The organism is Paenibacillus sp. CFBP 13594 (assembly GCF_014842675.1).
GTDB lineage: Bacteria > Bacillota > Bacilli > Paenibacillales > Paenibacillaceae > Paenibacillus > Paenibacillus amylolyticus_B.
Window position 1 is genome coordinate 140098 of the sequence record NZ_JACYVQ010000012.1, and the last position, 14342, is coordinate 154439.

The window sequence follows — 14342 nt, forward strand, 5'->3', positions numbered from 1 at the left end:
ACGATGAAGAAGAAATTTGATAAAGGCGCGCAGATGGTCATCCAGAAAGAAATTGTGAAGCAATCGTTTCTGGAGGAAGGTCAGGAACTGCCGTTGGTAATCAAACCCAATGTAGCCGGTCTGGATCTGAATCAATGGTATCTCAACAATAAGGATACGGTAGAAGAGAAAATTTTGGAATATGGTGGCGTGCTGTTCAGAGGTTTTGATACTACCACACCAGAGAGCTTTTATGGGTTCATCGATGTAAGCTGCCCCGAACCGCTCAGTTATAAGGAAGGAGCGACACCGAGAACCCAAGTACAGGGCAAGGTGTATACGTCAACGGAATTTCCGAACGAGGAGACTATTGCACCGCATAATGAATTGTCCTATGTCATGACATGGCCCAAAAAAATCTGGTTTTCCAGTATTGTTGTTGCTGATGAAGGAGGAGAAACACCTATTGTGGATGTACGGAAAGTATATAACCTCATTGATCCGGACATTCGGGATGTTTTTGCAGAGAAAGGCTGGATGTTGGTTCGAAACTATGGAACCGGATTCGGACAGACCTGGCAGTATGTTTTCCACACAGAGTCCAAGGATGAGGTCGAGCAATATTGCCTGGACAACAACATGACTTGCCAATGGAATGAGGATGGAACATTGACAACGAAGCAGGTGAGACCGGCTATTACGATCCACCCGGATACCAATGAGAACCTGTGGTTTAATCATATTGCCTTCTGGCATAGCAGTAGCCTGAACGAGGAAGTTCGCAACTTGATGCTCGAAGAATTCGGAGAGAGTGGCTTGCCATACCAGACGTACTATGGAGACGGAACTTCAATTGATGCTGATGTGGCTGCACATATTCGTCAGGCTTATGCGGATGCCACGATCGCCTTTCCATGGCAAGCGGGAGATATTCTTATGCTGGACAATATGCTGGTGGCGCATGCACGGAACCCGTACCAGGGAGATCGGAAAGTACTCGTAGCCATGGGAGAACCGGTGAGTCGTTAAGCCTCAATTGCGACTTAAGGATAACAGCGTTCGGAAGGTTATTCTGTCATCGAAGTGGCAAGTGTAATATTCTTTAGTTCACTTCATATAGAACTGAAAATACATTAGAAATGCAGGAGGATTGAACATGGAAAATGTAATGCTGGGTTATCCCCTTTCACCACAACAGAAACGACTGCATGAACTGAATAATAACGGATTAAGATCACGCGTCCCAAGTGTAATTGCTGTTAACATCAAAGGTGAGTGCTCGAATGGTCAGATTGAATTAGCCGTGAAGAGAATAGCCGAGAAATACAGCACACTCCGCACCTCCATAGAAGCCGATCCCAATTATGGGGTCCATCTTCAGAAAGTAGATTCGGAGACCAGAAGCCGATTCCGTACTGCATATTCAGATGAACCGATTCAGGATCAGGATCTCCAAGGGCTGATCCGAAAGGAGTTGGACACATGGACAGGTGATTATTCACTGGAAGCCATTAACGTGGATCTGTCCGAACGTTCCAAACTGTTGATTCTCGCTTTTGATCCACAGTTCTCGGATATTGAACCTGCCGTTATTCTTGAAGACTTGTCTCAATTCATTGCGGCCGAGGTAGACCCTGAACTTTTGGAAGAAGAGGTACCGTATTATGCTGTATCCGAGTGGTTGAATGACCTGTTGACCAATGATGAGCACGCGGAGGAAAGAAGTTTTTGGAACAATAAACGGTTTGATCATGTTGATAAACAATTGTCCATGGTATCCGGTAGCGGAACCACGAGTATTACGATGGCAAGTTTCCCTGTGGCAGGGTCACCAGAATTGTGGGCTGAACTTGAGAAGGTAGCAGAGAAAACTGGAAGTACAATAGATAACGTTGCGCTCGCCTGCTGGAATTTGACTTTGCATCTGCTGGGCGAGGATAAGGACCTAACGGTTGGCGTACATACGCGTGGCCGACAAGATGAGGATTTGGAGAAGGTTGTCGGTGCATTGAATCGATACGTACCTCTGTACTCGGGCTTGAAAGAGGACGACACGCTGGCTCAGTTTTTCCAAAGAACGACGAGTGAAGCGAAAGATAGTGCGGAATATGCAGATTATTTTGACTTCAAAATGTTTAGCAAATCGGATTCGAGTCAATCTGTGTTCTCCTATGGATTCGAGAGTCGGGATGCATCATCCGTGGTGGAATCGGGTGGTTACACATTCCGGATTGTGTATCAGTCGGAACAGATTGAACCGGTTCACCTTGGACTCAATATCCAGCAATACCCTGAACGTAGAGATATCGTTCTTCGATATAACAAGGAAAAGTACACTCCGACAGAGATTGGCTACGTAGCAGATATATTCACACATATTTGCAACAAGGCCTATGTCAATCTGGATGAACCCGTATCGTCCAACATCATCCCTGATCATCTGACATTTACATTGCAATCGATTCTTCAAGGAGAAGTTCGGGAATACGCAACTTCTACATTGATAGAGATGCTGGACGAGCAAGCCTCGAAGACACCAGATCAGATTGCGATTGTGTCTGGTAAAACACTGCTTACGTTCCGGGAGATCCATGAGAAGTCCAAACAGCTTGCCCATTATCTGCATCGGACAAGAAGTGTCGGGCATGGAGATGTAGTCGGGGTAAGCGTGGAGAGATCTCCTGAGCTGGTCATAGCCCTTGTGTCTGTGCTTCGGGTGGGGGCAGCTTATGTACCACTTGATCCGGATTATCCGAATGAGCGATTGTCCTATATCTGTGAGAATGCCCACATTGAAACGGTGCTGTTGTTGAATAAAAACAATGAACGGCTCAATTCCCTTTTTGCCAATCCTGTATTTCTTGAAGAAGAAGGCGAGGCCATTGCGACCGAGCCCACAGACGCACCGGCAATCGGAGTAGATGCCAGAGACATCGCCTATATCCTCTATACTTCCGGTTCCACAGGCAGACCCAAAGGGGTCAAAGTGTCACATCAGGCCATCAGCAACCATATGCATTGGATGAACAATGAATTTCCACTGAGCAGGGAAGACGCTGTATTGCAGAAAACATCAATTAATTTCGATGCATCAGTATGGGAATTCTATGCACCGCTCACTACGGGCGCAAGGCTGGTTCTTGCTGAGCCGGACAAGCATGCTGATCCCGACTATCTGCTCGATATTATTCATAAGGAACGAATCACGACGTTACAGGTTGTACCTACCATGCTTCAGGCTTTGGTGGAAAAAGAAGCGCTCTCTTCAGCACCGTTAAAAAGGGTGTTCAGCGGCGGAGAGAGACTGGGAATTCCACTCCAGAAGGCTTTCTTCGATAGATCCAACGCTCAGTTGATTAACTTGTACGGCCCAACTGAGGCGAGTATCGATACGACGTATCATATCTGTGACAGGGATAACGTTCATGAAACGATCGGCAGACCCATTCATAATACGAATCTGCTCGTGCTCGACTCGAACCTGAATCTTGTCCCGCCAGGTGTTGCCGGAGAGTTATATATCAGCGGGAAGGGCCTGGCAGATGGATATGTGGATGAACATCTTAATGATCTGGCTTTCCTGACACATGCTTATACGCCGGACAAGGTGATGTACAAAACCGGCGACAGAGTGCGTTATTTCCCTGATGGTCATATCGAATACATTGGCAGGGTTGACCGGCAGGTGAAGTTAAGAGGGTATCGGATCGAACTCGGCGAGATCGAGAAGGTTCTAAATGAACACCCTCATGTGCGACTTGCAGCGGCGAAGTTGCAAGAGAAGACTGAACCATTGCTGGCTGCCTATGTAGAACTGGATACCGATGGAGAGATTCAGGATGTCAAACAGTGGATTTCATCCGCACTTCCCGAATATATGATTCCGAACGTCATCCAGGTACTGGAGCATTTACCGCTGCTGAGCAATGGGAAAATTGATTATCACGCCCTGCCGGACGTGGATGTAAGTTCCGGGGCGGAATATGCCGCACCAACGACAACCGTTGAGCAGATTGTCGCCCATATCTGGAGAGCGGTATTGAAGCGGGAGCAGATTAGTATTGATGAGAATTTCTTTGCACTCGGAGGGCATTCGCTTATTGCAACGCAGGTCATCTCTGGAATCAGACAACAGGTAGGTGTTAATCTGCCGCTACGTAAAATATTTGATGCGCCTACCATTCGTGAATTGTCCGAAGTGATTGAGAATCTGTTATTAGAAGCGAATGGTTATTCTGCGGAGGGTAATTAAGTGAAAAAATCTGGTGCAGTAATAAACAAAAGCGAACTGATTGATCGAATATTAAGTCAGATGAATGTTTCCAAAACAGTAGAACGCACTTCTCGGGAAATCAACCGATTTCCCTTATCTTTTGCTCAGAAGAGATTGTGGCTTCAGCAACAGATTGAGCCGGGAAGTACGGCATACAACATGGTTTTTGCCAATGAGATTAGAGGAGAGTTCGATGAGTCGGCATTTGAGCAAGCCATCGGACTGATGGTGGACAGGCAAGAGTTACTGCAGATTCGGATTGATTCCGAAGAGGGTGTACCTTATCAGTATATTTTGAAAGAACAACCGGATTATCAATGGTTTGATCTATCGATGTATCCGGAAGATCAGGCCGAAAGTCAGATTGTCGATGGAATTGAAAGGGCCGATGGCCCTTTTGATTTTACTCGGGACAGACTGTGCAAATTCAAATTATTTAAGCTTAGTGCTCACCGCCACATTTTTGTCCTGATGATGCATCATATCATCTCGGATGGTCAGTCAATCGAGATCATACGAAGAGACCTGTTATCTTATTATGAACATTTCCGCGGAGTGGGCCCATTGCCGCTATATAACCCATCCGCGACCCAATATATAGACTACTCGGTATGGCAGAATCAATTGTTGGAAAGTAAAGAGTTTGCTGCTCAGAAGAGGTACTGGCTTGATCAGCTGAAAGAACACTCCTATACGCTCACTTTGCCATATGACCATGAACGTCCGCAGAAACGGAGTGAAGAGGGGATTTCCGTATACTTCACGATTCCGGCACCTCTTACCAGCAGATTAAGGAAAATCTCGGAGAAGAATCATTCCACACTATTTATGGTGATGTATACCTGTTTTGCGATTTTGTTACGTAAGTATTCGGGTGAAACGGATCTGCTGATCGGTACGCCTGTCTCCAATCGGCCACAGTCCGATTTGGAGAAGATTGTTGGTTTCTTTGTCAATACACTCGTACTGCGAAGCCGTATTGATGATCAGCAATCATTTCTGGACCACCTGGACACTTCCAAAAATACCATCCTTGATGCATTTGACCATCAGGATGTACCGATTGATCTGTTGTTCGATGACCTGATCCAATCTAGAACCACAGGATATTCGCCATTGTTTCAGGTCATGTTCAGTCTGGGGAAAGCGGGCCATTTTGAACAGAAAGATCAACAGGCTGTGTTCAGGGAGATCAAGCTGAAGCAGATCAACACATCCAAATTCGACATGTCACTGGACTTGACGGAAGATCAGGATGTAATTAAGGGTACGTTTGAATGTAGTCGGGATCTGTTCCACGTGAGTACGATCGAACGCTGGGCCAGTAATTTTATAGCGTTGCTTGAACATATTGTGGATTATCCAGGGAAGCCAATCGCAGGGGTTGGAGCCGTTAGTGATGAAGAACGACAGAAAGTTCTATATGAATGGAACGATACCGTAATGGATTACCCTGATCATATCTGTGTACATCACCTGTTTGAAGCATCTGTAGCCCAAGCCCCGGATCAGGTGGCTGTGGTGTATGGGGGAGATGAATTATCTTATCGAGATCTGGACCGTCAAGCGAATCAATTGGCTCATCTTCTGATCGAAAAGGGAATTGGACCTGACAAGGCGGTAGCCATTGGCATAGAACGTTCACTGCATTTGCCTATTGCCCTTCTTGCCGTGTTAAAAGCGGGAGGAGCCATCGTGCCTCTGGATCTGGATGCACCTGTGGAGCGAAATCGTCACATGTTAACAGATTCGGGAGCGTCCATCTGTCTCATCAATACGAATACGTTGCCGATCCCGGATGATGTTGCCCTTCTGATCGACGTATCTCAATCTGAAATATATATGGACAAGCCGATAACAGTTCCCTCGACACAAGTGGAGCCTGATCATCTGGTAGCTATTTATTATACGTCAGGCACTACAGGGAAACCCAAAGGGGTATCTGTGCGGCACCAGGGATGGGTGAACCGTATCTGCTGGATGCAGCACCGATTCAAGCTGGAATCCCATGAAACAGTACTTCAGAAAACAACCCTAACCTTTGATGATGTCGGTCTTGAATACTTCTGGACATGGATGGCAGGTGCTAGGGTTGCCCTGTTGGAACCAGGATTTCATCGTGATCCGTATGCGATCATTCAAGCTTTGAAGCAATATGAAGTGGCCATCGTCTTTTTTGTTCCGAGCATGTTGAAGATGATTTTGGAGCGAATTAGTGTGGCGGATCTGGAGCAGTTAGCGTCATTAAGGGATGTATTCTCCAGTGGGGAGGCATTGAAACCCGAAATGGTTGCAGCGTTCCACCACAATCTTCCTGAGCGTAATCTGCATAACAGTTATGGGGTAACCGAGGTTTCCATTGATTCGACCATTCATATGAATGTGCAGTTGGAAGGTCTCCGCGCACGAAGAAATATATCCATTGGTCGGCCAATCGGGAACAATTTTATATATGTTCTGGATGAAATGCAGAATCCGGTGCCGATCGGAGTTCATGGCCATTTGTATATTGGTGGTGTTGGGCTGGCTAGGGGTTACTACGGAGATCCTGTAAAGACCGAACAGGCTTTCTTCGAGAACCCGTTTACCGATGGACGGATGTACAGGACGGGTGACATTGCTTATTACGACGCCGCTGGCAAGTTATACATTGTCGGTCGAATAGACAACCAATTGAAGATTAGAGGCATGCGTGTAGAATTGGGTGAAATCACCGATGTAATCTCCAGACACCCTGATATTCAGGAGTGTGCGATGCTGGCTGAGAGATGGGGAGATGATGAAGAACTGTCACTGAGTGCTTATATTCAGCTGGCTCCATCTTCTGAGATTCTCAGTACGGACCTTCGCAACTTTTGCCGAACCCTGCTGCCAAGTCACATGATTCCCTCACGTTTCATTACGATTGATCGTATTCCTCTGAATAGTAACGGTAAGTTGGACAAGGCAGCGCTGAAGCAGCTGGATCGTGGCACATTGAAGGATTATATTGCTGCCCCGCAGGATGAGCTGGAAGAAAAGGTCATGCAGATCTTCATGGATATCCTTGGTGTGGATACCGTGCATCTTCATGAAAGCTTTTTCGATCAGGGTGGCCATTCAATCAAAGCGGTCCGTTTAATGGATGTTCTGAACAGAACATTTCATACCGAGCTATCCGTGATCACTCTGTTTGATTACTCCACCGTGACCGAGATTGCACATATCATTCGGGAGGGGAACCTTCCTCAAGACCAATCGTTTGTTGTGTTGAAAGAAGGCGGCCGTAAAGATGAAACCCCGCTGTTCCTCATTCCAACAGGTGGTGGCAATCTGATCAATTATTATGAGTTGGTTAGTCAACTGGAAGGATTGAATATTTACGGGTTTGTACCAAAAGGATATGAAAATGACGAAGAACCGCTCTATACCATCCAGGAGCTGGCTCACTATTATTATGGTGTTCTTACACGATTCAATCCGGTAGGCCCGTACCGATTACTGGGTTGGTCCTTTGGTGGCAATGTGGCATTTGAGATGGCACGGATCATTGAAGATGCGGGACAACAGCTGGAGTGGTTGATCATTCTGGATGCACCTGCCCGAAGCCATGAACGGGATGTTCGTCCAATAAATAAGATGGAGGCTCTTGCCGAATTAGCATACAACAACGGATATGAGTTCGAACCTAGCGGAGACTATGAGATTCAGTTAAAGGAAGTCATGAATCACTTCCCAGGTGAAAACACGCTTAGACATCTCAAAGTGCGTTTGGCCAATGAAGTGGCCTTTGATAACTACTATTCAGCAAAACCGATTCAGTCCGATATCCATCTATTGTATGCAACCGCTCAGGATGAACGAAGTCCTGTTCCGTTAACGGATGCACAAGTTTGGCATTCCAAGACGACAGGTATATGCACTTCAATTCCGATTCCAGGTCATCATGAGAACCTGATCGACTACAATCATGCCGTGAACGTGGCTCATTATATAAATCAAATGGTGAAGGGATGGAGCAAATGACTTTTGAAACGATAGAATCGAATGTGAGAAGTTATTGCAGACATTTTCCAGCCGTATTTGATAAAGCCAAGGATGATCAACTCTATACCGTGGACGGTCGTCCATATATTGATTTTTTTGCAGGTGCTGGTGCGCTTAACTATGGACATAACAATGAATATATCAAAAACGAAATTATGGCATACATCGGATCGGACCGAATTATGCATGGACTCGATATGTACACACAAGCGAAGCTTGATTTTATCGAATATTTCTCTGAATCGGTACTGAAGAAAAAAGGGATGGAATACAAGCTTCAATTCTGCGGCCCTACCGGGACTAATGCGGTAGAAGCTGCCTTGAAACTGGCACGCAAATATACGGGGCGTACGGGTGTGTTTTCTTTCATGGGTGGTTATCATGGCATGTCTCTGGGGAGTCTGGCCGTGACCAGTAATCGGGATAGCCGACAGGGTGCGGGCAGAGCATTGGACGGTGTAACCTTTATTCCGTATCCGAATGAACATAATCATTATTTTGATAGTGCTGCCTACATCGAATATATATTGGAAGACACCCACTCGGGTATTGAGAAGCCGGCTGCCATCATATTGGAGACGGTACAGGCAGAAGGTGGTATTTATGTTGCGGAGTCCTCGTGGTTGAAGAAAATCAGGGACATCTGTGATCGATACGATATTTTGTTAATATGCGATGACGTACAGGTAGGATGCGGCAGAACGGGTCCGTTTTTCTCCTATGAGCGAGCGGAGATACAACCTGATCTGGTCGTTCTCTCTAAATCCATTAGCGGATATGGATTGCCGATGTCCTTGTTGTTAATGAAACCTCATCTCGATATCTGGAACCCGGGCGAACATAATGGAACCTTTCGCGGGAACCAGTTGGCCTTCATCGCTGCCAAAGCAGCACTGGAATACAGGGAACAGGTGTCTCTGGAGGAGCAGGTGTATGCAAAAGAGACCAAGTTGAGGCAGGTATGGAATGAGGAGATATTGAAGCAGCACCCCAACATTGATATTCGGGGGATTGGTTTGATCTGGGGGCTAGATTTCTCCAAATTTGAACCGGATATTGCGGCAGAGGTACAGAAGGCTTGCTACGAGCGTGGACTTATTGTTGAGCGAGTAGGCAGACATGATAGCGTGGTTAAGATCATGCCTCCATTGAACATCTCCAATCACAATCTGCGAAAAGGAATCGACATTCTGAAGGAAAGCATTACTTCTGTTTTGACGTTGCAAGAGGTGAAGGTTGTACAAAAGATTTAACTTTCGAACAGAATAACAGATTGAACCAAGCGAAGCAGGAATGACTTCGCTTGTCTTCATTCTTCATAGCTGCATGAAAGAGATGTTGAATGAGATACAGGTTCGACGTAGGCGGAGGTGGAGGTGGACCATGGAGATTTTCAAAAACAAGAACTTCAGTTTGATGTTTTTTGGCAGAATCTTAACCAACATTGGAGATAGCTTATATGCGGTATCCGCCATGTGGCTGGTCTACAATCTGGGAGGCTCCTCATTTTATACTGGACTCGCGGGATTTTTGTCCATTTTGCCGAAGCTTATTCAACTGTTGTCCGGACCGATGATAGATCGGATCCCGATTCGAGGGATTCTGGTATACAGTCAATTAATTCAGGCCTTATTGTTATTAATTGTGCCTATTGCAGCGTACTATGATTTTCTGAGCGTCGGCTTGGTATTGGTGATCACCCCTATTTTGAATATATGTAATACCTGGGTGTACCCTGTTCAGATGTCAGCTCTGCCAAGAGTATTGGAGAAACACCAACTCACGCAGGGCAATTCCCTGTTCTCCATCGCTTATCAGGGGATTGATGTTGCTTGTAATGCTATCTCCGGGATGCTCATTGTTGCGCTGGGTGCGGTGTCTTTGTATTTTTGGAATGCCATCGGTTTCTTCATAGGTGCTTTATTATTCTCTCAATTGCGGATTGCTCCTTATATCATGGAATCGAAAATGAAGAAGGAACAGGGTACATATGATGAGACTACTGAACAGGCGAGTGGAAGTACACCGTCAGGAATGCGTTTGTTTTTAAGGAATTACACCGATGATATGGTGAGTGGAATCAGGCTGCTTACACAGACGGCATTGGCCAAGTTACTCTTTGGCATTATGGTAATTAATGCTGCAGGAGGAGCGACATTTAGTGTACTTCCCCTATATAGTGATCAGATCGGCGGAGCCAATATCTACGGGTTGATGCTGATGGCACAGGCGCTTGGCAGCGTCATAGGTGCAACATGTGCACCGTATCTCAGACTGGAAAATGTACGTTTGGGTCGATTGTATTCTGTGGCATACATCATATCAGGAATTGCCTGGATTGGGTGCATATTTACCCCGTGGAGCTGGCTGAGCATTCTGGTATATGGACTGGCCTGGGTTCCTGGCGGAGCCGTTAACGTCATCATTAATACCGTTGTGCAGAAGGGGGTACCGCAGCAATATTTGGGTTTGGTGTTCTCCGCGACGATGGCGTTAAGCGGCATAGCCATGCCAATCGGCAGTCTGATCGGTGGTACGTTGGGAGTCTGGCTACACAGTTCTACAGTCATCACTTTATCTGGAATTACCGTTGTTCTGGTAGGGGTATACTGGATGCTTGATCGCGTATCCCGCAACCTGCCTAAGACGGAGCATCTGGATGAAGGACATTTCAATTTCACACCACGCGGCGGCACGGCTCGCTCGAATACCGAAATGGGGGCTTAACGCTGACATAGCATAATGAGCCCGTCGTTTATCTCTAAATTTCATGTGTGAAAAAATAAAAAAATGGCACCTCCAGAAAGGCCATGAGGATAACGACTGGCTATCCCGTGCCTGTTCCATGAGGTGCCCTATTCAGGTTCATTCATGTTAAACCATGTTAAACGCCACCTGAGCAATGGAATATTGCAGGTTAATTGTTGTTACTCTGTATAATCACTTATCGCAGTTCGCCCCGCCTCTACACTAATCCAGTAGGCATAATCTTCGCGCACGTCCACATAGAGGTTAAGTTCCTTCGCATCAAGGTTACTTACCGTTAGTTTGAAATTGCCATAGGCATCTGTTGTAACCTGCTGCGTCTGGATGTGCTCTACAACAGGCGAAGGACCATGGATTTTAATTGGCATCGTCTGGTTGGCATACGTCGGGAACGTACCTTGAAGGACTAGTGTGTGATCGGCGGAATATACTGCTTTCATGGTCTGATCCGGTAGTCCGCCATTCTTTTCATTCTCGGTAGCTTCAGTGGCATTCTTCGGTCTGCTCCATAGTTCGAAGCCTTTTTCCTTCAGGTTCTGGAGAAAAACAACGGCCTCTGCCCGGGTCAAGGATTCTTGTCCCGCATAACCTTGCACCGTAGCTGCGGTTTTGCCTGAAGAGTATCCCATGTTCAACAGATACCGGATGGCATCGTCATCCTGAGTATAATTTTTACCGCCAAGCCCCGCCACGATTACGGCTACTTCTGTTCGGTTCAAGGCATGATTGCGCAGCTTCGGATTCTGTTTGCTGGCATCCAGTTTCAGATTCAACGCGGAAGCATAGGTATAATAACGATCACTCCAGATGTTTCCTTTGATAGCTTGTCCCTCTACAGCATCGATGCTCTGAATGACATGGGAATTCGCATACAGCTTGAACAACATGGAGAGGAATTCGGCTTCACTCACCTGATTGTTGGGTTTGAACGTTCCATCCTCGTATCCACTGACCATCTCCTGTTGAACGGCCCATTGAATGGCATCTTTTGCCCAATGTGTGCGGATATCAGTTAATTGGGGAATTCCCGTTACCGTAACAGAGACAACCGCTTCTTTCCCTTCAAAACGAATCCGAATTTCGGCTTTACCAGCCTGAAGTCCAATGATTTTACCATCCTTGATGGCGATGCGATCTGACGTCGTGGTGAAGGAGACGTTAGATTGTGGAACATAGGATGTTCCGTTATCATTCACGGCAGTGATCGAAGGCAGATCAATCTGTTCTCCAGTTCGAACGTTCAGGTTTGGTTGTCCTGGTGTTATACGAGTAAGAGTTGTATCTTGTACACCGTCCACATGGAAGAAACGCGTGGAGTATGAGATTTCCGCCGCTGTACCGTTCTTCTTTTGCAGACCTGTAATTTGAATGTTGAACGTATCGCCGTTTTTTAACAATTGCACATCGTCGGGACGGAAGATGATGGCGTAGCCATATCCATATCCACCTGTCTCTACATTGAAATAGGCTTGATTAAACCATTGTTTATCCGCAGGGTCCACGTTGTAATAACCGGTTGGAAAGCCGCTGTTCTGATTCTTGGCGTTAAAGGTCCACGTACGTTGATCGGAAGTCCGAGTCATCTCGACCTGTACCTCAGACAGTGATGGCTTCGCAAATACATCTGTATTCAGTTGAACAGACCAGGCCTGTGTACTGCCAAAGGCTTCGATTGGAAAAGCTCCCTGATTCGGAAACAGGCTGTAGTTGAACGAAGTTCCCCCCGTTCTGCTTTTATCAAATACCTGCATGGCACTATAGTACTGATCATATGTCTTGCCTGATTCACTACGAGTGGCGAGTCCAAATCCGATCCGTTGTAGTTGTGGGCTCAAAATCCAGCGCCGGTGACCCAGTCGATCAATATTGGAGGCATCCGAATCATTCATGTAGGCCTGAATGCTTTTTGTCAGGACGTTATTCTTGACACTGCTGGTAACGTAAAGATTGGAGCTGCTGGCAGACTTTGAACCTGTGTCAAAGAAATCCTTTGGCATATCTCCTGGCTGCTCTGGATAATGGGATAGGTAACCACCTGTGGAGACCACAACAGCCCCATGCTGGGCCTGACGATTCAATGTTGGGTCAAGCACAAGATCGCCCTGTAGCCCCGTGATAAAACGATAAAAATTGGCTGCGTTCAGCCCTTGTTCCAGATAGGCGTCACTTACCACACCAGCAGAGTAGGGAGCACTTGTCGAAGGTGTCTTTGTATATAGGGGAGATGTATCATTGACATTCATCCACTGATTCCACTTCTGGACAATCTCCTGCTGACTGCGCTCAGGTAACAAACTGTCGACCTGTTCCGCATGTGCCGCTTGAGCACCCCATAACAGAAACAGTAAACCTGCCAAGGGCAGAGTGAACAGTGAAAGCATTTTATTTTTCCGATAAACCATGTTTCCAACCCCTCTCATTTCTGGACGTACGAAGAACCTATGCATGTTCAGCATTATGGTATATTCATCGACATTACAGTTGGTTTTGCTTAGAGCCAGGCATAGGGAGCACAAGGTCCAATGTGCGGAGGAGAGTGTTTGAATGAGTAGAACCGGTGGTTCATTTGTGGAAAAAAAGAGCACAGGCCAGTCCCACTGATACGGGACAGCCTATGCTCTTTCTACATATGTATCTATTTTTTTAGTCGAGACTCAGGTCGAAATCAGGCTCACCCATATAATCTAATGGGTACAGATCATCACGTGCCGAGATTAATGCACGGAAATGAAGATCTCTGATATCATGCTCTGCTACATTTCCATCGGAGCGATTGGAGACAAGTTCAGCTACCACAAAAACATCTTCCGCGCGAGTACATCTAAAAAGAACATTTTTCGGATGAATGACTTCCTCCAGGTAACTGTATGTCATCACGTGAAATGTTTGTCCACGCCAGTTTGTCTTTATTACTTTATAAGACTGCGTTCGCACCAGATCCAAATAACGCTCCAGCTGGAACGTATGCTCGAATTGTGTAATATAACCTTTTTTATCTACATCAATCGTAAACTCCACATCATAGCTCACATGCATTTCATCTTTATAAGATCCGTTCATAATCTTCATGTTGTCAAAGTGTAATCCGAATTCCGGATCTTCTACATAGGGAATGGTAACGAGTTCAGGATCAACATGATCTGTAATTTGGCTGTTCATGGAAGGTGCGCTGTAATACTTTGATGGCTGAAGATCAATTGATCCGATCATGCTTCCAGGAAAACCGGGGCTGCAAGTTATTCGCATAGTCATCTCCTTAGTTGTTGGTCAGTAGTTAGACGAACGAGTAACAATAAAG

General features: G+C 46.1%; 7 protein-coding genes. 5 read left to right on the forward strand and 2 right to left on the reverse strand.

Annotated elements, in window-relative coordinates; all coding sequences use genetic code 11:
* The first annotated feature begins 3 nt into the window (after nucleotides 1-3).
* The 5 genes from IFU39_RS28160 to IFU39_RS28180 all read left to right on the forward strand — a co-directional run bounded on the left by IFU39_RS28160 (nucleotide 4) and on the right by IFU39_RS28180 (nucleotide 11005).
* The gene (locus IFU39_RS28160) at nucleotides 4-1008 is read left to right on the forward strand and encodes a TauD/TfdA family dioxygenase (protein WP_091019653.1); all 1005 of its coding nucleotides are present in this window, start codon (nucleotides 4-6) and stop codon (nucleotides 1006-1008) included.
* A gap of 127 nt (nucleotides 1009-1135) precedes the next feature.
* Nucleotides 1136-4231, forward strand: coding sequence for a non-ribosomal peptide synthetase (locus IFU39_RS28165; protein ID WP_192136078.1), 3096 nt, complete (start codon nucleotides 1136-1138; stop codon nucleotides 4229-4231).
* A complete protein-coding gene (locus IFU39_RS28170) occupies nucleotides 4232-8257 on the forward strand; it encodes a non-ribosomal peptide synthetase (protein ID WP_192136080.1) in 4026 nt (1341 codons plus the stop codon).
* The gene (ectB, locus tag IFU39_RS28175) at nucleotides 8245-9531 is read left to right on the forward strand and encodes a diaminobutyrate--2-oxoglutarate transaminase (RefSeq protein WP_197997946.1); all 1287 of its coding nucleotides are present in this window, start codon (nucleotides 8245-8247) and stop codon (nucleotides 9529-9531) included. The genes IFU39_RS28170 and ectB overlap by 13 nt, the downstream gene beginning before the upstream one ends.
* A gap of 130 nt (nucleotides 9532-9661) precedes the next feature.
* On the forward strand, nucleotides 9662-11005 hold the full coding sequence (locus tag IFU39_RS28180; protein ID WP_192136083.1) for an MFS transporter: 1344 nt from the start codon (nucleotides 9662-9664) through the stop codon (nucleotides 11003-11005).
* A gap of 200 nt (nucleotides 11006-11205) precedes the next feature.
* Here IFU39_RS28180 and IFU39_RS28185 read toward each other — a convergent pair whose 3' ends face one another.
* Both IFU39_RS28185 and IFU39_RS28190 read right to left on the reverse strand, forming a co-directional pair.
* Nucleotides 11206-13446 (reverse strand): S-layer homology domain-containing protein, encoded by a 2241-nt coding sequence (locus IFU39_RS28185; protein ID WP_192136085.1) that lies wholly within the window; start codon nucleotides 13444-13446, stop codon nucleotides 11206-11208.
* Between the two features lie 241 nt (nucleotides 13447-13687).
* Entirely contained in the window at nucleotides 13688-14254 is a 567-nt protein-coding gene (locus IFU39_RS28190; RefSeq protein ID WP_192136087.1) for a hypothetical protein, read from the reverse strand.
* Nucleotides 14255-14342 lie beyond the last annotated feature (88 nt).